Origin of the sequence: uncultured Ramlibacter sp., assembly GCF_936925435.1 — a bacterium.
Classification (GTDB): Bacteria; Pseudomonadota; Gammaproteobacteria; order Burkholderiales; family Burkholderiaceae_C; genus Ramlibacter.
In genome coordinates this window covers 22,673-43,403 of record NZ_CAKZHQ010000016.1, presented here as the reverse complement: position 1 = coordinate 43,403, position 20,731 = coordinate 22,673, and the positions used below count along the sequence as shown (strand labels likewise).

General features: G+C 68.0%; 18 protein-coding genes. 5 read left to right on the top strand and 13 right to left on the bottom strand.

Features of this window, described 5'->3' with window-relative positions; all coding sequences use genetic code 11:
- From Q0632_RS08905 to Q0632_RS08895, 3 genes are all read right to left on the bottom strand, one after another.
- Positions 1 to 1,064 (bottom strand): acyl-CoA dehydrogenase family protein (locus Q0632_RS08905; RefSeq protein ID WP_298927491.1); only part of this gene is annotated, 1,064 nt, incomplete at its 3' end.
- Positions 1,065 to 1,085: 21 nt separating this feature from the next.
- Complete coding sequence (locus Q0632_RS08900; protein ID WP_298927488.1) at positions 1,086 to 1,550, bottom strand: PaaI family thioesterase; 465 nt, start codon at positions 1,548 to 1,550, stop codon at positions 1,086 to 1,088.
- A 36-nt stretch (positions 1,551 to 1,586) separates the two neighbouring features.
- Entirely contained in the window at positions 1,587 to 2,027 is a 441-nt protein-coding gene (locus tag Q0632_RS08895; RefSeq protein WP_298927485.1) for a MerR family DNA-binding transcriptional regulator, read from the bottom strand.
- A gap of 121 nt (positions 2,028 to 2,148) precedes the next feature.
- On the opposite strand from Q0632_RS08895, the gene Q0632_RS08890 reads away from it, so the two are divergent.
- The gene (locus tag Q0632_RS08890) at positions 2,149 to 3,225 is read left to right on the top strand and encodes an MBL fold metallo-hydrolase (protein ID WP_298927499.1); all 1,077 of its coding nucleotides are present in this window, start codon (positions 2,149 to 2,151) and stop codon (positions 3,223 to 3,225) included.
- On the opposite strand, the gene Q0632_RS08885 is transcribed toward Q0632_RS08890, so the two are convergent.
- From Q0632_RS08885 to glyQ, 6 genes are all read right to left on the bottom strand, one after another.
- Positions 3,222 to 6,812: a PAS domain S-box protein gene (locus Q0632_RS08885; protein WP_298927483.1), complete on the bottom strand. Its 3,591-nt coding sequence runs from the start codon at positions 6,810 to 6,812 to the stop codon at positions 3,222 to 3,224. The genes Q0632_RS08890 and Q0632_RS08885 overlap by 4 nt on opposite strands.
- An 85-nt stretch (positions 6,813 to 6,897) precedes the next feature.
- The gene (locus tag Q0632_RS08880) at positions 6,898 to 7,842 is read right to left on the bottom strand and encodes a M48 family metallopeptidase (RefSeq protein WP_298927480.1); all 945 of its coding nucleotides are present in this window, start codon (positions 7,840 to 7,842) and stop codon (positions 6,898 to 6,900) included.
- Between the two features lie 9 nt (positions 7,843 to 7,851).
- The gene (locus tag Q0632_RS08875) at positions 7,852 to 8,586 is read right to left on the bottom strand and encodes a 1-acyl-sn-glycerol-3-phosphate acyltransferase (RefSeq protein WP_298927476.1); all 735 of its coding nucleotides are present in this window, start codon (positions 8,584 to 8,586) and stop codon (positions 7,852 to 7,854) included.
- Positions 8,587 to 8,605: 19 nt separating this feature from the next.
- On the bottom strand, positions 8,606 to 9,175 hold the full coding sequence (gene gmhB / locus Q0632_RS08870) for a D-glycero-beta-D-manno-heptose 1,7-bisphosphate 7-phosphatase (protein ID WP_298927473.1): 570 nt from the start codon (positions 9,173 to 9,175) through the stop codon (positions 8,606 to 8,608).
- Between the two features lie 13 nt (positions 9,176 to 9,188).
- Positions 9,189 to 11,300, bottom strand: coding sequence for a glycine--tRNA ligase subunit beta (gene glyS, locus Q0632_RS08865; RefSeq protein WP_298927470.1), 2,112 nt, complete (start codon positions 11,298 to 11,300; stop codon positions 9,189 to 9,191).
- A 2-nt stretch (positions 11,301 to 11,302) separates the two neighbouring features.
- Positions 11,303 to 12,208 carry a glycine--tRNA ligase subunit alpha gene (gene glyQ / locus Q0632_RS08860; protein ID WP_298927467.1) on the bottom strand — a complete coding sequence of 302 codons (906 nt, stop codon included), beginning with the start codon at positions 12,206 to 12,208 and terminating at the stop codon, positions 11,303 to 11,305.
- Between the two features lie 43 nt (positions 12,209 to 12,251).
- Here glyQ and Q0632_RS08855 point away from each other — a divergent pair, with 43 nt between their 5' ends.
- Positions 12,252 to 13,184, top strand: a complete 933-nt coding sequence (locus Q0632_RS08855) for a bile acid:sodium symporter family protein (protein WP_298927464.1) — start codon at positions 12,252 to 12,254, stop codon at positions 13,182 to 13,184.
- Positions 13,165 to 14,919: an amidohydrolase family protein gene (locus Q0632_RS08850; RefSeq protein WP_298927461.1), complete on the top strand. Its 1,755-nt coding sequence runs from the start codon at positions 13,165 to 13,167 to the stop codon at positions 14,917 to 14,919. Before Q0632_RS08855 ends, Q0632_RS08850 begins: the two co-directional genes overlap by 20 nt.
- Here the strand turns inward: Q0632_RS08850 and lnt are convergent.
- The 4 genes from lnt to Q0632_RS08830 all read right to left on the bottom strand — a co-directional run bounded on the left by lnt (position 14,874) and on the right by Q0632_RS08830 (position 18,596).
- Positions 14,874 to 16,418, bottom strand: coding sequence for an apolipoprotein N-acyltransferase (lnt, locus tag Q0632_RS08845; protein WP_298927497.1), 1,545 nt, complete (start codon positions 16,416 to 16,418; stop codon positions 14,874 to 14,876). The genes Q0632_RS08850 and lnt overlap by 46 nt on opposite strands.
- Before the next feature lie 8 nt (positions 16,419 to 16,426).
- Entirely contained in the window at positions 16,427 to 17,305 is an 879-nt protein-coding gene (locus Q0632_RS08840; RefSeq protein ID WP_298927458.1) for an HlyC/CorC family transporter, read from the bottom strand.
- 90 nt (positions 17,306 to 17,395) lie between these two features.
- Positions 17,396 to 18,052, bottom strand: coding sequence for a GNAT family N-acetyltransferase (locus Q0632_RS08835; protein ID WP_298927455.1), 657 nt, complete (start codon positions 18,050 to 18,052; stop codon positions 17,396 to 17,398).
- 61 nt (positions 18,053 to 18,113) lie between these two features.
- Positions 18,114 to 18,596, bottom strand: coding sequence for an Lrp/AsnC family transcriptional regulator (locus Q0632_RS08830; protein ID WP_298927453.1), 483 nt, complete (start codon positions 18,594 to 18,596; stop codon positions 18,114 to 18,116).
- Positions 18,597 to 18,704: 108 nt separating this feature from the next.
- On the opposite strand from Q0632_RS08830, the gene hppD reads away from it, so the two are divergent.
- Together hppD and phhA are read left to right on the top strand one after the other, a co-directional pair.
- The gene (gene hppD / locus Q0632_RS08825; RefSeq protein WP_298927451.1) at positions 18,705 to 19,835 is read left to right on the top strand and encodes a 4-hydroxyphenylpyruvate dioxygenase; all 1,131 of its coding nucleotides are present in this window, start codon (positions 18,705 to 18,707) and stop codon (positions 19,833 to 19,835) included.
- A gap of 3 nt (positions 19,836 to 19,838) precedes the next feature.
- Positions 19,839 to 20,669 (top strand): phenylalanine 4-monooxygenase, encoded by an 831-nt coding sequence (gene phhA / locus Q0632_RS08820; RefSeq protein ID WP_298927448.1) that lies wholly within the window; start codon positions 19,839 to 19,841, stop codon positions 20,667 to 20,669.
- Positions 20,670 to 20,731 lie beyond the last annotated feature (62 nt).

Below are 20,731 nucleotides of genomic sequence, written 5' to 3'. Positions count from 1 at the left end.
ATGTAGCCGTTGCCGCCGAAGATCTGGATGCCCTCGCCGGCCATCCAGGTGGCCTTCTCGGCGCACCACAGGATGACCGAGGCGCAGTCCTTGCGCACCTGGCGCACGTGGTCCGCCCCCAGCATGTCCAGATTCTTGGCCACGGTGTAGGCGAACGACCGGCCCGCCTGCAGCACGGTGTACATGTCGGCCACCTTGCCCTGGATCAGCTGGAACTCGCCGATGCTCTGGCCGAACTGCTTGCGGTCGTGGATGTAGGGCACGATGTTGTCCATAACCGATTGCATGATGCCCAGCGGCCCGCCGGTGAGCACGGCGCGCTCGTAGTCCAGCCCCGACATCAGCACCCTGGCGCCGCCGTTGAGCGTGCCCAGCACATTGGCCAGCGGCACCTCCACGTTCTGGAACACCAGCTCGCCGGTGTGGCTACCGCGCATGCCCAGCTTGTCCAGCTTCTGCGCGATGGAAAAGCCCGGCATGCCCTTTTCGATCAGGAAGGCGGTGACGCCGCGCGCGCCCAGTTCGGGCTCGGTCTTGGCGTAGACCACCAGGGTGTCGGCGTCCGGCCCATTGGTGATCCAGAACTTGCTGCCATTGAGCAGGTAGTAACTGCCTTTGTCCTCGGCCTTGAGCTTCATTGACAGGACGTCGCTGCCGGCGCCCGGCTCGCTCATGGCCAGCGCGCCCACATGCTCGCCGGAGATCAGCTTGGGCAGGTACTTCCTGCGCTGCGCCTCGCTGCCGTTGCGCTTGATCTGGTTCACGCACAGATTGGAATGCGCGCCGTAGGACAGGCCGACCGCGGCCGAAGCGCGCGAGATTTCCTCCATCGCCACCATGTGGGCCAGGTAGCCCATGTCGGCGCCGCCATATTCCTCGGACACGGTGATGCCCAGCACGCCCAGCGCACCCATCTTGGCCCACAGGTCCATGGGGAACTGGTCTGAGGCATCAATCTGGGCAGCGCGCGGCGCGATCTCGGCCTGGGCAAATTCGCGCACCGCGTCGCGCAGCGCGTCGACCTCGTCACCCAGCTGGAAGTTCAGGCCTGGCAGGTTGTTCATGTCGTGTCTCCTTCGGGGATGTCAATGCCGGACGTTCTCGCGCCCGGTGACGGCCATCAGCGTGGCGTTCATGGTGGCAACCAGCTTGTGCGCGCCGTCCTCGCCGATGGCGTAGGCCTTGCCCTCGGCCACGGTGATGGTGCGGCCCGGCTTGAGCACCTCGCCCACCATGCGAAAGCGCACGCCCTGGGCCGGGGCCAGCAAGTTGATCTTGAATTCGATGGTCAGCACGCCGGCGTCGGCCGCCATCAGGGTGGAGCCGGCGTAGCCGCAGGCCGAGTCCAGCGCGGTGGCGACCATGCCGGCATGCAGGAAGCCGTGCTGCTGCGTCAGGCCGCTCGCCCAGGGCAGCTCGATCACCACCCGGCCGGGCTCCACCTCGGCCAGCGTGGCGCCTATGGTGGCCATCGCGCCTTGCAGGGCGAAACTGCTGCGCACACGCTGTGCAAAGGCGGGATCCCGGGGTTCGAAACGCGGTTCAGTCATGGCGGCCTTGCTGATTGACGTTTACGTCAACGTCAATTATGCCTGCCGCAGCTTGCGCGCACGGCCCGCGGGGACGGCGGCCTCTTGCACCTTGGGGCGGGACAGCAAGGCCCTGGCCTCCTTCTCGTGGACCTTGACCTCCTCCAGATTGGCCTGCAGCTCGGCCAGCTGCTCCTCGATCTGCTTGCGATGGCCGGCCAGCACGGCCAGGAATTTCTTGAGCTGCGGACCGGTGTCGCGCGGGCTGTCGTACATGTCGATGATCTCGCGCGCCTCGGTCAGCGACAGGCCCAGGCGCTTGGCGCGCAGCGTCAGCTTGAGCCGGGTGCGGTCGCGCGCGCTGTAGACGCGGTTGCGGCCACCCGGGCCCGAGCGCTCGGGCTGCAGCAGGCCCATGTCCTCATAGAAGCGCATGGCGCGGGTGGTGAGGTCGAATTCCTTGGCCAGGTCGCTGATGGTGTAGGTGGTGGTCGCCATGAGAGATAAGTTCGCGTGTACGGCAGGGGACAGCAGGGGCTTGCACGCCTGCCTACAATGGCCGATTACATATGACGTTTACGTCAACGTCAATCACTCCACGATGCCCCATCGCGCCGCCCTGAACCTGCTCGAGCAGCAACTGCACTACCCGCTGGGCGACAGTCTGCCTGGCCAGGGCGATGCGCTCGACGTGGCACCCGGCATCAAGTGGATCCGCATGGGCCTGCCCTTCGCCCTGGACCACATCAACCTGTGGCTGTTGCGCGACGAGATCGCGGCGCCCGACGGCAGCGGCGCCGCGCTGCAGGGCTGGACCATCGTCGACTGCTGCATCACCCACGACGCGGCCAAGGCGCAATGGGAGCAGATCTTCGCCAGCCAGCTCGAAGGCCTGCCCGTCCTGCGCGTGCTGGTCACCCACATGCACCCGGACCACATCGGCTTGGCGCACTGGCTGTGCGCGCGCTGGAACGCGCCGCTGTGGATCAGCGCGACCGACTACAACGCCGCCCGCCTGGGCTCACAGAGCACCACCGGTTTCGGCGGCCCCAGCGCGGCCGACTTTTTCGCCGCCCACGGCCTGACCGACCCCGAGACCCAGAAGCAGATCCGCGCGCGCACCAGCTACTACCCCGGCATGGTGCCGGCCGTTCCGCCCAGCTTCCACCGCATGCAGGACGGCGACACCGTGGTCATCGGCGGGCGCGGCTGGCGCTGCATCAGCGGCTATGGCCACGCGCCCGAGCACATCGCGCTGTACTGCGATGCGCTCAAGGTCTTGATCTCGGGCGACATGATGCTGCCGCGCATCTCGACCAACGTCAGCGTCTACGACGTGGAGCCGGAGTCCAACCCGCTCAAGGCCTTTCTCGACTCCATTGACAAGTTCTCGCCCCTGCCCGCGGACACGCTGACCCTGCCCTCGCACGGCAAGCCCTTCACCGGCCTGCACACGCGCATCACCCAGCTGCACGAGCACCACCGCGACCGGCTGGCCGAGGTGCTGCAGGCCTGCGCCGGCGCGCCGCAGTCGGCGGCTGACATGCTGCCTGTGCTGTTCAAGCGGGCGCTGGACCTGCACCAGACCACCTTTGCCATGGGCGAGTCGGTGGCCCACCTGCACATGCTGTGGTTCGAGGGCAAGCTGCGCCGCACCAAGGACGCGCAAGGCGTCTGGCGCTTTTCAGCGGTCTAGCCCCCAGGGGTCCCAGCCCCCAGCCAGGGCGGCGGGGCCGACTCCGACAGCGTGAAGTAAAAGGTCGTGCCCTCGCCAGGCACGGACTCGGCCCAGACCCGGCCCTGGTGTCTGGCGATGATGCGCTGCACCGTGGCCAGGCCGATGCCGGTGCCGGGGAACTGCGCCTCGGTGTGCAGGCGCTGGAAGGCGCCGAACAGCTTGTCGGCATAGGCCATGTCGAAGCCCACGCCGTTGTCGCGCACGTAGAAGGTGGAGCGCTCCAGCAGGCCGACCTCGATGCGCGCAGCGGGCGTCTGCGAGGTGAACTTCCAGGCGTTGCCCAGCAGGTTCTCCAGCACGCCGCGCAACAGGTGGGCGTCGCCCTGCGCCGTCAGGCCGTCTTGCACCTGGACCTGCACAAGGCGTTCGGGCTGCTGCTCCTGCAGGGCCTCGATCGCTTCGTGCGCCAGCGCGCTCAAATCCACCGGCCCGTAGCGCAGCGGCGCCCGGACCACCTTGGACAGGCCCAGCAGGGCGTCGATCAGCTGCTCCATCTTGTTGACGCCGGCCTGGATGCGCGCCAGGAAATGGCTGACCCGCTCATCGCCCTGGCCTTCGAGCTTGTTGGCCAGCGCGCGACTGAAGCCGCCGATGGCGCCCAGTGGAGCGCGCAGGTCGTGTGACACCGAGTAGGAGAACGCCTCCAGCTCCTGGTTGGAGGCGCGCAAGGCCTGCTCGATGCCCTTGAGCTCGGTGATGTCCGAATCGATGCCGACCCAGAACACCACCTCGCCGTGCGCGTCGAACACCGGCGCCCCACGGTAGGTGGTGGTGTGCCAGCTGCCGTCCTTGGCCAGGATGCGGCGCGTGCCGGCGTAGAAACGCATGCTCTCGCGCGAGCGCTCCCAGTTGCGCGCAACCTCCGGCATGTCCTCGGGATGGATGCGCGATCGCCACTTGCCGCCCAGCCAGTCCTCGGCCGTGCCGCCCACCAGCTCGCTCCAGGCGTTGTTGACGTAGATGAGGCGGCCGCGGGGATCGAGGTTCCAGATGATTTCCGGCGCCTGCTCGGCCAGGGCGCGAAAGCGCGCTTCCTGCTGCGCCAGCTCCGCGGTGCGCGCGGCGATGCGCGCCTCCAGGCCGGCATTGAGCTCGCGGATCTCGCTGAACAGGCGCGCGTTGTCGATGGCGATGGCCGACAGCTGGGCCAGCTCCAGCGCCACGTACTCGTCGCGCTCGGTGAACTCGCCCTGCTCCTTGTCCGACAGCATGAGGATGCCGATCTGCCGGCCGGCACGGTCGTTCAGCGACAGCGCCAGCAGGCCGTGCATGGGCGGGTGCCCCGCGTCCAGGCCACCGAAGCCACGAAAGCGTGGATGCTCCAGCAGCTCGGCATGGGTCAGCCGCAGGGGCCGGCCCAGCTCCGCCACCAGCGCGTAGATGCCGGAGCCGTCGGGCGCCGGCGGCCGTCGCCGGAAAGTCGCGAGGCTGTCGGCCACCGACATCGCCGTGCGGGCGCGCCGCCAATCGCCGTCTGCAGCCACCGCCACCATGGCCAGGCGGGCGCCCAGCACCGAGCGGGCCTGGGCCGCCAGTTCGTCCATGGTCTGCTGCATGGACCGCTGGCGGTTGATGGCCTGGGCAGCCTCGGCGGCGCGCTGCAGCATGGCAGTGAACTGGGCCAGCTCGCGCTCGCGCTGCAGCAGCGCGAGCCCGGACTGCTTGCGCGCCGTGATGTCCTGCACCACGCCCGTCAGGCTTTCGGCTGCACCCTGTGCATCGCGCCGCAGCTCGCCGATTTCGTACAACCAGACCTCGCGACCATCGGGTCGGAGGGCGCGGTACTCCATGTCGATCTTCACCAGACCCTGCAGCGCATCCGCATGCATGGCGCCGACACGCTCGCGGTCGCCGGGATGGACGTACTGGACGAAGGCTTCGTCTGTGCCGCCGAAATCCTGCGGCCGCACGTCAAACAGCGCATAGACCTCGTCCGACCACCACAGGCGGGCGCTGCGCACGTCCAACTCCCAGTTGCCGATGCGGCCGATGCGCTGCGCCTCCACCAGCTTGCGCTGGGTTTCACGCAGGGCGCCGAACTGGGCCGCCTGCTCGGTCTGCAACCGCTGCAGCTCGGTGACGTCGGTGAACATCAGCAGGCCGCCGCGGATGGCGCCCTCGCTGCGCATGGGCTGGTAGCTGCACTGGATCAACCGGCCTTCGGGCACCGAGGGGTTGCGCACGAACATCTGCACGTCGCGGCCCGACTCGCCGCGCATGGCGCGGGCCAGCGGCAGCTCGCTGGCCACGAACAGGGTCTGGCCGTCGGCCTGGTAGAGACCGAAGCGGCGCGGCCAATCCTGCGGCGGCGGGCTGGCGTCGGCCGAGAACAGGCGCTCGGCCAGCTCGTTGGACATGATCAGCTTGCCCTGGTTGTCCACCGCCAGCAGGCCGTCCTGCATGCTCCTGATCACCAGTTCCAGCACGGCGTAGGCGTCGCGGCTGCGGCGCAGCTCGGACTGCAGGTCCAGCTGGCGCAGCTGCAGCGACTCGGCCATCAGGTTGAAGGCCGCGCCGATGCGGGCGAACTCGCCCGGCCGCTGCTGGCTGCTCAGCGCCACGCGCGCATCCAGGTCACCACGCTCGAACTGCCGCACCGCGCCGATGACCTGGCGCGCCGGCCCCACGATGGCACGACGGCCCAGCCACCAGGCAGCCAGCGTTCCGGCCAGCAGGGTCAGCCCCAGCAGGGCCAGCTGGCGCCACATATTGTCCAGAGCGCGGCTGGCAACCTGGTCGGCATCGTGGCTCACCACCGCCAGCAGACCCTCGTCAGCCACCGTTCGGGTGGGGGCCGCAGCCCAGACGCGCATCTCGCCGACGGAGTCGGCGCCTTCGCCCACGGCCGCAACCATGTCGCGCGCTGCCTGCCGCAGATCGGGACTGACGAGGGTGCGGATGGTCGACAGTGTTGGCAGGGTCGGGTGCTCCATCAGCACGTCACCGCGCTTGTCGGCAACGACGACGCGTGCCCCCTGCGGCAGGTCCAGCCGCATCAGGGCCGCGGAGGCGGACTGCAGGTCGATCGAGGCGAACAGCACACCGGTCACGGTGTCGCCCTCGGTCAGCGCCAGGGCGAAGGGCAGCGTGCGCCGGCCAGGGATATTGGATTCACCGGCCTGGCCCATGACGAAGGTGCGGCTGGCCAGGGCGCGCTGGAAGTCGGGCCGCCGGCCGACGTTGAAGTCGCCGCGGTCGACTGCCGCATGGCAGACGAGGGAGCCGTCCATGCGCAGCAGGCCGATGTTGAAGTAGATGGGGATGCGGGCGCGCAGGCTGGCGAAATAGGCCTCGCACTGGACCTGGTTGCGCGCCCGAACCGTGGGCATCAGGGCGACGGCCGCCAGCAGGTCGCGGGTGGACTCGACCAGCCTGTCCTGGTTGGCAGCCACCAGCGAGGCCGCGAGCTTGAGCTGGGTCTGCGTCTGCTCGGTGGCCGCGCGCTGCTCGCGCACGGCTGCTATCACCGATGCGAGCGCCAGCGGCAGGATGGCCGCCATGATCAGCAGGATCAGTCGCGTCTGCAGGCCCAGTCTGCTTTTCACGGGATACGGCTTCCTTCCCTCGCAGGGCAGGGCCTGCAAGCGCAGCCCAGTGTATAGGCCGCAGCCGCGGCTGCGCGGTCGGGGCTCACCAGGAGGGCAGCGCCTCGTCACGCAACTGGCCGCGCAGCTGCGCGTAGTCGGGCACCACGGTGCGCACCGTGTCCCAGAAACGCGGGCTGTGGTCCATCACCCGCAGGTGGCTCAGCTCGTGGGCCACCACGTAGTCGATCACCGGCATGCGAAAGTGCACCAGGCGCCAGTTCAGCCGGATGCCACCGTCCGCGTTCGCCGTGCCCCAGCGGGTGCCGGCGCTGCTCAGGCTCAGCTTGCGCCATTGCACGCCCAGCAAGGGCGCGTAGTGGTCCAGCCGCTCGGTGAACAGGCGCTTGGCCTGGCGCATCAGCCAGGCTTGCACCGCATCGCGGATCTGCTCGGCCGTTGCCGTGTGCGGCAAGCCGATGTGCAGGGTCAGGCGGGGCACGCCCGGCAGGGCCTGGGCATCGGTGTTGAGCACGCCACCGACGTCGCTGAAGGCGTGGCGCGGGTCCAGCACCAGGATCACCGTCTCGCCCAGGAAGGGGAAGCTGGCGCCGTCGCGCCAGGCGATGCGGGCCGACTCGATGCGCTGCTGGCGTTGTGCCGTCTCGTCGAGCTTGCGCAGGATCCAGGCCGCCTTGGATTTCACGGCGGCGTCGATCTCATACAGGGGCACCCATTTGGGCGCGGTGACGGTCAGGCCCGAGGCGTCGACCGAAAAGCCGATGGTGCGCCGGCGGGCGCGGCGCAGCGCAAAAGCCACGCGGCTTTGGCCCAGCAAGGCTTCGCGGGCGGCCTGCGGATGGCGAAAGTGCGCCCCGCCTATCACCTGGTCCAGCTGCTCGGCCGGCGCAGGCGCCACAATCGCTATTGATTTGATAGCTGGATCGGCAGCATATCCGGGGGCCACAGCCTTGTTTTCCTCGATTCCGGGGGCGGGAACCGGAGCCGCCGTGTCAAACAGATCGAGGGTGAGCTGGAGCAGCCGGCGCATACGCGCAGTTTAGCGGTAGGCCTCGGGATCGAGGCGGCGCATCTCGGCCTCGATCCAGGCCTCGACTTCGCGCATCAGCTCCTCGGGCTGCCGGCCCTGGCTGGGGATGGGCTTGCCGATGGAGACATCGACCAGGCCGGGGCGCTTGATGAAAGCCTTGCGCGGCCAGACCTTGGCCGAGCTGACGGCGATGGGAATCACCGGCGCGCCGGTTTCCACCGCCAGGCGCGTGCCGCCGGTCTTGTAGGTGCCCTTCTGGCCACGCGGGATGCGCGTGCCCTCGGGGAACATGATGACCCAGATGCCCTGGGCCAGCAGGCGCTTGCCCTGCTCCACCACCTTGTTGAAGGCCTTGGCCTTGAGGCTGCGGTCGATGTGGATCATGTCCATGCGGCCCATGGCCCAGCCGAAGAAGGGCACGTAGATCAGCTCCTTCTTGAACACGTAGGCCAGCGGATGCGGCATCAGCGTGGGCATCAGGAAGGTCTCGTAGGTCGACTGGTGCTTGACCAGCAGGATGGCCGGGCTGGTCTTGCCCTCGGGCAGGTTTTCCATGCCGGTGACGCGCACCTCGATGCCGCACAGGATGCGCGCGGCATCGATCTGCCAGCCCAGCCAGCGCGCCGCCTTCCAGTACATCTGCTCGCCGTTGGCCCAGAGCGAGGCCGTCACCATCCAGATGCCCCAGGGGATGACGGTCACCAGCATCACGAGGGCATGGAGGATGGAGCGCAGCAAGGGCATGGGTGTGGCAGGAAAAGGATCAGATGGCCATCTTGGGGACGGCGTGGCGGGCGATCAGGTGGTCGGCAAACGCCGCCAGATCTGCGTGGACCAGGGTGCCGGGCGGGGCCTCGGGGGGCAGCGCGGCGCCCTTGTAGGTGGCGCCCTTGCCGGTGAGCACCAGGTGCGGCTCGCAGCCGGCCGCGGCGCCGGCCTGCAGGTCGCGGATGCTGTCGCCCAGCGTCGGCACGCCCTTGAGCTCGACGCCGAAACGCTCGCCGATCTGCTCGAACAGGCCGGGTTGGGGCTTGCGGCAATGGCAGCCCTCGTCCGGGCTGTGCGGGCAATAGAAGACGGCGTCGATGCGCCCGCCATGGGCCGACAGCAGCTTGTGCATCTTGGCGTGCATGGCGTTGAGCGAGGCCACGTCGAACAAGCCGCGTCCCAGGCCCGACTGGTTGGAGGCAATCGCCACGCGCCAGCCCGCATGGTTCAGGCGCGCGATCGCCTCCAGCGCGCCGGGCAGCGGCCGCCACTCCTCGGGCGACTTGATGAACTCGTCGCTCTCCTCGTTGATCGTGCCGTCGCGGTCGAGGATGACGAGTTTCATCGGGGTGCTCCGTTCACGCGGCCAAACGGGAGAGGTCGGCGACGCGGTTCATGGCCAGGTGCAGGGTGGCCAGCAGGCCCAGGCGGTTCAGGCGCACATCGACCTGTTCCGCGTTGACCATCACGCCGTCGAAGAAGGCGTCGACCGGTGCGCGCAGCGCAGCCAGGGTCTGCAAGGAGGCGGTGAAGTCGCCGGCCTCGAACTGGGCCTGGGCCTTGGGAACCACCTGCTGCATCGCGGCGTAGAGCGCCTTCTCGGCGTCCTCGGCCAGCAGCACTTCACTGACATGCGGGTCGACGGCTGCCTCGGCCTTCTTCAGGATGTTGCCGATACGCTTGTTGGCCGCGGCCAAGGCCGGTGCTTCGGGCAGCGCGGCAAAGGCGCGCACGGCCACCAGGCGCTTGGCGACGTCGCCCAGACGCTGCGGCCGCAGGGCCAGCACGGCATCGACTTCCTGGGCGCTGTAGCCCTGCTCGCGCAAGGAGCCGGCCAGGCGGTCGTAAATGAAGTCGGCCAGCAGGCCGGCGGTCTGGGCCTGCGCCTGCGGGAACAGGGCCACGGCCTGAGCCAGCAGCGGCTCCAGCGGCAGGGCCAGGTCCTTTTCCATCAGCATGCGCACGATGCCCAGGGCATGGCGGCGCAGCGCGAAGGGGTCCTTGTCGCCCGTGGGCAGCTGGCCGATGGCAAACAGGCCGGCCAGGGTTTCGAGCTTGTCGGCCAGGGCCACGACCACGCCGGCAGCGCCGCGCGGCAGGGTGTCGCCGGCAAAGCGCGGCTTGTAGTGGTCTTCGATGGCATCGGCCACCTCCACCGGCAGGCCGTCGTTGAGCGCGTAGTAGCGGCCCATCGTGCCCTGCAGCTCGGGGAACTCGCCCACCATGTCGGTCACCAGGTCGGTCTTGGCCAGCAGCGCGGCCTGAAGAACGTCAGAGAGGAACCCCGGGTCGCCGTTTAGGAATTGGACGATCTGCGCCGCAATTTTCTGCACGCGCTCCACCCGCTCGCCCTGCGTGCCCAGCTTGTTGTGATAGACCACCTTGGCCAGGCCGGCAACGCGCGATGCCAGCGTCTTCTTGCGGTCCTGGTCGAAGAAGAACTTGGCGTCGGCCAGGCGCGGGCGCACCACGCGCTCGTTGCCCTGCACCACGGCGCTGGCATCGGCGGGGCTGATGTTGCTGACCACCAGGAACTTGTTGCTCAGCTTGCCGGCCGCGTCCAGCAGCGGGAAGTACTTCTGGTTGGCCTTCATCGTGAGAATCAGGCACTCCTGCGGCACGCCCAGGAACTCGGTCTCAAATTCGCAGACCAGCACATTGGGGCGCTCGACCAGGCCCGTGACCTCGTCCAGCAAGGCCTCGTCCTCGATCGCCCGGGCGCCATTGCCCACCTTGGCGGCGGCATCGGCGAGCTGGCGCACGATCTCGGCGCGGCGCGGCGCAAAGCCGGCAATGACCGCGCCATCTTGTTCCAGCGTCTGCGCATAGGCATCGGCGTGGGCAATGGTGACCAGCGGCTTGGCCGCCTCGAAGCGGTGGCCCTGGGTGGTGTTGCCCGCCTTCAGGCCCAGCGCCTCAATCGCCACCACCGCGCTGCCGTGCAGCGCGATCAGCGAATGCGCGGGCCGCACGAACTTGACGTCGGTCCAGCCGTCGGCCAGCTGGTAGGTCATGACCTTCGGGATCGGCAGCCTGGCGATGGCCTCGTTCAAGGCCTTTTGCAGGCCTTCGGCCAGGCTCGCGCCCCTGGCGTTGCTGTCGTAGAACAAGGCCTCGGCCTTGCCGTCCATGGCGCGCTTGAGCCCGGCCACGGCCGACGCGTCCGCACCCAGGGCCTGCAATTTCTTGAGCAGCGCCGGCGTCGGCTGGCCGGACGCATCCAGGCCCACGCTGACGGGCATCAGCTTTTGCGACACGGCCTTGTCGGCGGCGGCGGCGGCCACGGCGCTCACATGGGCGGCCAGGCGGCGCGGGGACGCAAAGGCCGTCAGCTTCGACTCGGTCGAAGCCAGGCCCTGGGCCTTGAGCTGCTCGAACAGCACGCCGGCAAAGGCATCGCCCAGCTTCTTCAAGGCCTTGGGCGGCAGTTCTTCGACAAAGAGTTCAACGAGGAGGTTCTGTGTGCTCATGTTCAGGCCGCCTTCTTTTGCAGGTCGGCCACCCATTCGCGCGGTGCCATCGGGAAACCCAGGCGCTCGCGGCTGTCGTAATAGCTCTGGGCGACGGCGCGCGCCAGATTGCGGATGCGGCCGATGTAGGCGGCGCGCTCGGTCACGCTGATCGCGCCGCGCGCGTCCAGCAGGTTGAAGCTGTGGGCCGCCTTGAGCACCTGCTCGTAGGCCGGCAGGGCCAGCTGCTGCTCCATCAGGTGTTTGGCCTGCTTCTCGTGCGCGGAGAAGGCGGTGAACAGGAAGTCGGCGTCGCTGTGCTCGAAGTTGTAGGTCGACTGCTCGACCTCGTTCTGCTTGTAGACGTCGCCGTAGGACAGGCCTTCGGTCCATTGGAGGTTGTAGACGTTGTCCACGCCCTGCAGGTACATGGCCAGGCGCTCCAGGCCGTAGGTGATCTCGCCGGTGATGGGCTTGCAGTCGATGCCGCCGACCTGCTGGAAGTAGGTGAACTGCGTGACTTCCATGCCGTTGAGCCAGACCTCCCAGCCCAGGCCCCAGGCGCCCAGCGTGGGGTTCTCCCAGTCGTCCTCGACAAAGCGGATGTCGTTTTTCTTCAGGTCGAAGCCCAGGGCCTCCAGCGAGCCCAGGTACAGCTCCAGGATGTTGGCCGGCGCGGGCTTGAGCACCACCTGGTACTGGTAGTAGTGCTGCAGGCGGTTCGGGTTCTCGCCATAGCGGCCATCCTTGGGCCGGCGGCTGGGCTGCACATAGGCGGCCTTCCACGGCTCCGGGCCCAGGGCGCGCAGGAAGGTGGCGGTGTGCGAGGTGCCCGCCCCCACTTCCATGTCGTAGGGCTGCAGGAGCGCGCAGCCCTGGGCATCCCAGTACGACTGCAGTTTGAGAATGATTTGCTGGAAGGTCAACATGTGGAGATGAGCGCTCGCGTGCGCGCCGGACCGGCGTAAACCCTTGATTTTACGGGGTCGGCCGGCGATTACCCTTTGGGGGCCGGGGAGGCGGCAAGGAATGACGACAAGCCAACTGGTCCTGAGCCTGGTGCTGGCCACCATGGTGTTTTCCGTGGCCCTGGAGCTGCGGCTGGAAGATTTCCGCCGCGTCGCCCAGCAGCCACGCGCCGTGGTCTGCGGCCTCATCCCCCAGTTCATCCTGCTGCCGGTGGGCACCTGGGCCGCCACCCTGGTGCTGGATCTGCCGCCCAATGTCGAAGTGGCGATGATCCTGGTGGCTTCCTGCCCTGGTGGTTCGCTGAGCAACGTGATCACGCACTTCGGCCGCGGCAACACGGCGCTGTCGGTCAGCGTGTCGGCCGTGGCCAGCCTGATCGCCCTGGTGGCCACACCCCTGAACTTCGCCTGGATGGTGGCGGCCAACCCGGCCACCGCCGACTGGCTCAAGCAGTTGGAGATCGACCCCTCGGGCATCTGGCTCAGCCTGCTGTTCCTGCTGGCCGTGCCCATGGCGCTGGGCCTGCTCGTGGCGGCCCAGGCGCCCGGAGTCACGCAGCGCATTCGAAAGCCCCTGGCCAACTTCTCGCTGTTTGCCCTGCTGGCCTTCATCGTCATCGGCCTGGTCAAGGAGCGGCAACTGCTGACCCTGGGCCTGCTGCCCACCCTGCTGATTGTGGTGTTGCACAACGCCAGCGGCCTGTTCTTCGGCTGGATCACCAGCCTGGCATTTGGCGTGAGCGAGCGCGACCGGCGGGCCGTGATGATCGAAGGGGGAATGCAGAACTCCGGCCTGGCGCTGGGCATCATCGCCGTACAGTTCCACAGCGACCTGGGCATGGTGGTCATCGCCAGCCTCTGGGGCATCTGGCACATCGTCAGCGGCCTGGCACTGGCTTTTTACTGGAGACACAAGGATGCTCGATCTGCGCATTGAGGGCGGCACCGTCGCCGACGGCAAGGGCGGTGAGCCCTTCACCGCCGACGTCGGCGTCAAGGACGGCCGCATCGTTGAAATCAGCACCCGGCCCTCGGGCAGCGTCGCCCGCGAGACGGTGGACGCCAGCGGCGCCTGGGTCATGCCCGGCTTCGTCGACATCCACACCCACTACGACGGCCAGGCCACCTGGGACCCGACTTTCTCGCCCAGCGTGAACCACGGCGTGACCACCCTGGTCATGGGCAACTGCGGCGTCGGCTTCGCACCCGTGCGCCCGGGCAAGGAAGACGGCCTGGTCAAGCTGATGGAGGGTGTGGAAGACATCCCCGGCGCCGCCCTGCACGAGGGCATCCGCTGGAACTGGGAAAGCTTCCCGCAGTACATGGATGCCCTGGACAGCGAGGGCCGCAGCCTGGACTACCTGGTGCAAGTGCCGCACGACCCCCTGCGCATGTACGTGATGGGCGAGCGCGCCGTCGCCAAGGAAGTGGCAACGCCCGAGGACATCGCGGCGATGCGCGCTCTGCTGCGTGAAGCGCTGGAAGCGGGCGCCGCGGGCTTTAGCAGCGGCCGCAGCGACAACCACCGCACCTCCGAGGGCAAGGAGACGCCGGCCGCCGAGGCCAGCGCCGCTGAACTCACCGGCATCGCCCAGGCCTTCCACGGCCTGCGCCATGGCGTCGTGCAGATGGTCAGCGACTTCGACCTGCTGCAGGGTCCGCAACGCTTTGACGCCGAGTTCGACCTGGTCGAACAACTGGCCCGCGCGGCAGGCCGGCCGCTGTCCATTACCTGGCTGCAACGCGACCCCCGCGGCCAGCAGTACCCGGCCATACAGGCCCGGGTGGAAAAGTCCGTGGCGGCCGGCCTGCCGCTGTACCTGCAAACCGCGGCACGCGGCATCGGTGTGATCAACGGGCTGGATGCCAGCTTCCACCCCTTCATGGGCTTTCCCGGCTACAAGGAAGTGGCCCACTTGCCCCTGGCGCAACGCGCCGCGGCCCTGCGCGAGCCGGCACGCAAGCAACGCATCCTGTCGGAACAATCCGGGCGCCTGGCCGGCGACGGCACGGCCATCCCGCCTCTGGTGGACATCCTGCTGGCACGCATCGATCTGATCAGCGGCCGCATGTTCCCGCTGGACGCGCGGCTGGACTACGAGCCCTCGGTGATGCAAAGCTTTCTGGTGCGCGCCAAACAGGCCGGCACCACGCCGCTGGAGGCGCTGTACGACCACCTGGCCGGCGGCGACGGCAGCAACCTCATCTACTTTCCGATCTTCAACTACAACGAGGGCTCGCTGGACAGCTTGCGCAAGATGCTGGACCACCCGCGCGCCCTGCTCGGCCTGGGCGATGCCGGCGCCCATGTGGGCACGGTCTGCGACGCGAGCTTCTCGACCTTCATGCTCACGCACTGGGTGCGCGACCGCGCCAGGGACAAGATGCCGCTGGGCCGGGCGGTGGAGATGCTGTCACGCCGCAATGCGCAGTACCTGGGCTTGCAGGACCGCGGCGCCATCGCGCTGGGCCTGCGCGCCGACATCAATGTGGTCGACCCGCAGCGCCTGGGCGTGGGCGCGCCCCAGCTGGTGAACGACCTGCCGGCCGGCGGCAAGCGCTTCCTGCAAAAGGCCCAGGGCTATGTGGGCACCTGGGTCCATGGCGTGGCCGTGGCGCGCGAAGGTCAGGTGACCACGGCCCGGCCGGGCCGCCTGGTGCGCATGAAGTAGGCCAGCGCCGGCGCGCCCAGCGCCAGCAGCCACAGCGGCCACAGCCCCAGCCGCGAGACCCACCAGGCATAGGGCGTGATGCCCGTGCGGCCTTCCACTTCGCCCAGCAGCACGCCGCGCGTGTGGCGCGGCAGCGCATGCGTGACCCGTCCGCGGTGGTCGATCACCACGGTGGCGCCGGTGTTGGTGGCGCGCAGCATGGGCCGGTCGAACTCCAGCGCGCGCATGCGGCTGATCTGCAGGTGCTGGTCGATAGCGATGGAGTCGCCGAACCAGCCGATGTTGCTGACGTTGACGAAGATGGTCGGCGCGCTGGAAGGGTCGGCGAAACGCGCGCCCAGTTCCTCGCCGAACAGATCCTCGTAGCAGATGTTGGGCGCCAGCCGCTGGCCCTGCCATTCGAACGAGGACTGGCCGACCGCGCCGCGCTCGAAGTCGCCCAGCGGAATGTTCATCATCTCGGTGAACCAGCGAAACAGCGGCGGGATGAATTCGCCAAAGGGCACGAGGTGGTGCTTGTCGTAGTGGTAGGTGTCTGCACCCGGTTTCAGTCCGATGACCGAATTGGTATAGCCCTCGGCCATGCTGCCCAACGGGATGCCAAGCAGCGCGGCCTGCGCGCCGGCGCCAAAGCGCCGGCCCACGGCCGAGAGATAGCCTTCGGGCAACTGGTTCGGCAGCAGGGGAATGGCGGTCTCGGGGGCGACCACCAGGGTGGCCGTGGCCCGCGCCAGTTCCTGCGCGTACCAGGTCAGCGCCAGCGGGACACCGGAACCAAGCTCGAATTTCTCGCCCTGGGGAATGTTGCCCTGCAAGAGCGCCACCGACAGTTTGCCGCCGCTGTGGGGCCTGTCCGTATCGGAAGGCAGCCATTGCGCCGCAGCCAGCAACACGGCCAGGACTGCCGCCGGCACTGCCGGCTGCCAGGCCTTGCGCCAGGCGCCTTCGGCCAGCAGGGCCAGGGCGCAGGCCAGCACCGCCGCCACAAAGGCGATGCCGTGCACGCCCAACCAGGGCGCCAACCCCGCCAGCGGCCCGTCCACATGGGCATAGCCCCCGGCCCCCCAGGGAAAGCCGGTGAACACGGTGACGCGCAAGAGCTCCGCCAGCAGCCAGAGCGCTCCGAAAACAATAGCGCCCCATGCAGTATCGCCGGGGGCTAGAGCCCGAAAAAGACCACAAACGAGGGCGTAGTAGGCCGCCAGAAAGGCGGCCAGCCCCAGCACCGCAGCGGCGGCCAGCGGCGCCGCCAGGCCGCCGTAGCTGTGCATGGAGATGAACAGCCACCAGAAAATGCCGGTCAGCCAGGCGATGGCGAAGGCCCAGCCGAGCAGCGCGGCGCGGCGCCACGAGCCGGCGTTTTGCACCTGCCAGGCCAGCACGGCCAGCGACAGCAATTGCAGCCACCACAGGGGCTGGCCGTCCCACGGCGTGGCCACGGAAAAGGCCTGGGCCAGGCCGGCGGCCGGCGCGATCGCAAACGGGAGCCAGCGCGCCAGCAAGACGCTCAGCCGGTGAGGTCGTCTTCAGCGGCGGGCGAGACCTTGAACCAGCGCACGGCGCCGCCCTTGGTGTGCAGCACGACGAAGCTCAGGCCGCCCATGGTGTGGTGCTCGCCGCGCTTGGGCACATGGCCCATCTCATGGGCGATCAGGCCGCCGATGGTGTCGAAGTCCTGCTCGCCATCCGTGGGCAGCAGCTTGACGCCGAAGGCCTCGTCGACCCGCTCGATGGCGGTGTCGCCGCTGACCCGGTAGGTGCGGTCGGCCAGGCCGAAGATGTCGCCCTCGTTGTCGTCGATGTCGAACTCGTCCTCGATCTCGCCGACGATCTGCTCGAGCACGTCCTCGATGGTGATCAGGCCGGCGATGCGGCCGAACTCGTCGACCACCACGGCCAGGTGGTTGCGGTTGCCGCGGAACTCGCGCAGCAGGTCGTTCAGGCCCTTGCTCTCGGGCACGAAGACCGCTGGTCGCAGCAGGGCACGCGGGTTCAGCTCGGGCGCGCGCTGCAGCTTGAGCAGGTCCTTGGCCAGCAGGATGCCGATGATGTTCTCGCGGTCGCCCTCATAGACCGGGAAGCGCGAGTGCGCCGTGTCGATGACGATGTGCAGGATCTCGTCGTAGGGCGAATCGATGTCGATCAGGTCCATCCGCGGCGCGGCGACCATGACGTCGCCGGCGGTCTGGTCCGCCATGCGCAGCACCCCTTCGAGCATCACCCGGGATTCGGCCCCGATGATGTCGTTGTCCTCGGCGTCGGCCAGGGTTTCGATCAGTTCGGCCTTGGAGTCGGGGCCGGGATGGATGAACTCAGCGACTTTCTGCAGGAAAGTGCGCTTGTCTTCCCTTTCGGGCGCGGGGCGCGCAGGGTGCGGGTCGGACACAGCCGGGGGGTGCAGGACGTGCGGTGGTGGGGGGAGCGATAGGATAGCCCAAACAGGTGACGCGCTGGCCCGCAGGGCCGGCGCCGGCGCTCAGCCGCCGGACTTGTGGCGGCCTTCGCGCACGCCCTGCCGCACTTCCTGCAGGCCGGCCAGGAACTCCCAGAAGCTCTTGGCCTGGGACTTGAGCCGGTAGTCGGTCTTGGCGATCTGCTCCTCGACCAGGGCGCTGACCCGGCTGTCCAGGGTGGCCGGCGGCAGCCGCAGGTGGGCCTCCGTCTCGGAGCCCGCGCGCTCGAGCGTGGCGCCGGCGTTGCGCGCGATCTTGAGCATGGCGGTGTTCTCGCTCAGTGCATGGATGAACAGCAGGTCCACCCCCTCGTTGCGCGCATGCATGACGGCGCGGTCGAACAGGCGCGCGCCATAGCCGCGCCCACGCGCCTTGGCCAGCACCGAGACGCCGAACTCGGCGCAGGCCGAGGCCTGGGGGTCGCGCGAGAACGCCAGGTGGGCCATGGCCAGCAGTTCCAGATTGCGGTTGTAGATGCCGAAGATGTCGTCGCGCTCGAAGTCCAGGCCATCGGTGTAACGGCGGATCTGTTCGTCATTGGCGGCATAGCCAAAGCGCAGGTAGCGGTCCTGCCCGTCCAGCGCCAGCAGGTGCCTGGCGATGCGCTCGCGGTGGCCCGGCCCGAGTGATCGGATGGGCACGGCCATGGAGTTCGGCCGGAGGTCTTGCAAGGGGGCCATGGTCTGAATTTAAGGGCTTTGGCGCAATTTCACAGGCTAATCAGCCGTGCAAACAGGGGGCTTACACCGGTACGGCCGTGGTGGCCTTGACCCGGTCCAGCACAAAGCTGGTCTTGCAGTCCTGCACGCTGGGGTGCTTGAGCAGGGTGTCCATGATGAAGCGGCTGTAGTGGGCCATGTCCTGCACCACCACCCGCAGCAGGTAGTCCATCTCGCCGGTGAGGGCCGCGCATTCGGCCACCTCGGGCCAGGTCTGCACGCTGGCGCGAAACAGGTCCATGGGATTGCGCTTGTGGCTCTCGGTGTGCTTTTCCAGCCGCACGTTGAGGTAGGCCGTCAGGCCCAGGCCAACCGCCTCGGGCCGCACCAGGGCGACATAACGGTCGATGACACCGGCCTCCTCCAGCCGCTTGACCCGGCGCAGCACGGCGCTGGAGGACAGGCCGACCTGCTCGCCCACCACGTCGTAGGTTTCGCGGCCATTGGCCTGCAGGCGGCGCAGGATGGCCTTGTCCAGCTTGTCGAGTGCTTGCAGTTCGCTCATTTCGCAATTTTATTGCGCCGCTTGGCCAAATCAAGCCCGAATTCGGCATAAAAATGAGCGGCCTGCGGCTTACAGTGCGTCCATTCCCGCACCTCTTTCGGAGTCCACATGAACGCAGCCCTGCCCGCACAAGCCAGCCAACAGTTTTCCGGCTGGGACAACCCGATGGGGACCGACGGCTTCGAGTTCATCGAATACGCCGCGCCGGACCCAAAAGCCATGGGCGAGCTGTTCGAGCGCATGGGCTTCAAGCCGATCGCCAAACACCGCCACAAGGCCGTGACCCTGTACCGCCAGGGCGGCATCAACTTCATCATCAACGCCGAACCGGACAGCTTTGCCCAGCGCTTTGCCCGCCTGCACGGCCCCAGCGTCTGCGCCATCGCCTTCCGCGTGAAGGACGCCAAGGCCGCCTACGAGCGCGCCATCGCCCTGGGCGCCTGGGGTTACGCCAACACTGCGGCACCCGGCGAACTGAACATCCCGGCCATCAAGGGCATCGGCGACTCCATCATCTATTTCATCGACAAGTGGCGTGGCAAGAACGGCGCGAAGGAAGGCGACATCGGCAACATCGGCTTTTTCGACGTCGACTTCGAGCCCCTGCCCGGCGCCGAGCTGAATCCGGCCGGCCACGGCCTGACCTACATCGACCACCTGACGCACAACGTGCACCGCGGCCGCATGGCCGAGTGGTCGGGCTTCTATGAGCGGCTGTTCAACTTCCGCGAGGTGCGCTACTTCGACATCGAGGGCCAGGCCACCGGCGTCAAGAGCAAGGCCATGACCAGCCCCTGCGGCAAGATCCGCATCCCGATCAACGAGGAAGGCAACGAGAAGTCCGGCCAGATCCAGGAGTACCTAGACCGCTACCAGGGCGAGGGCATCCAGCACATCGCCATGGGCTCGACCAATCTGTACGACACGGTCGATGCCTTGCAAATGAGCGGCGTCAAGCTGCTCAACACCAGCGAGACCTACTACGAGCTGCTGCCCAAGCGCATCCCCGGCCTGGGCGAGGACATCGGCGCCCTGCAGTCGCGCAACATCCTGGTCGACGGCAAGCCGGGCGACCTGCTGCTGCAGATCTTCAGCGAGAACCAGCTGGGCCCGATCTTCTTCGAGTTCATCCAGCGCAAGGGCAACGAGGGTTTTGGCGAAGGCAACTTCAAGGCCTTGTTCGAGACCATGGAGCTCGACCAGATCCGCCGCGGCGTGCTCGATACCAAAAAGGCCTGAGCCATGGCGGTCGAGCCCGTTGTCTATGGCGCCAGCGAGCGGCCGCCGCGCGGCGACTACAGCCGCGCCGGCGCCGACTACACCTGCCCGCAGGATTACGCCAGCTACACGCCGGCCGACCACGCCACCTACCGCCGCCTGTACGAGCGCCAGGCCGCCCTGCTGCCCGGGCGCGCCTGTGACGCCTTCATCGCCGCCCTGCCCTCGCTGGGCGTGAAAGACCGCATCCCGCACTTCGACGAGATCAACCAGCGCCTGTACCAGGCCACGCGCTGGGAGATCGTCACCGTGCCCGGCCTGATCCCGGAAGTGCCGTTTTTCAGCCTGTTGGCCAACCGCAAGTTTCCGGTGACCGACTGGATCCGCAAGCCGGAGGAATTCGACTACATCGTCGAGCCGGACGTCTTCCACGACCTGTTCGGCCATGTGCCCCTGCTGTTCGACCCGGTGTTTGCCGACCACATGCAGGCCTACGGCAAGGGCGGACTGAAGGCGCACGGCCTGGGCGCCTGCGAGCTGCTCTCGCGCCTGTACTGGTACACGGTGGAGTTCGGCCTGATCCGCCAGAAGGACGGCTTTCGCGCCTATGGCGCCGGCATCCTCAGCTCGCCGGGCGAGTTGCAGCACGCCATCGCAAGCCCCGAGCCGCAGCGCCTGCCGCTGGACATCGAGCGGGTGATGCGCACGCGCTACAAGATCGACAGCTACCAACAGACCTATTTCGTCATCGACAGCTTCCAGGAGCTGTTCGACAAGACCGCGCCGGACTTCACGCCGGTGTATGCACGGGTCAAGACGCTAGACGAACTGTCCGCCGCACCAGCCGCCGCCTGACACACCGTTGCTCTGACATCCTCTGTTGTGTGGTTGTCGCGGCGATTACGCTCCGTTACACT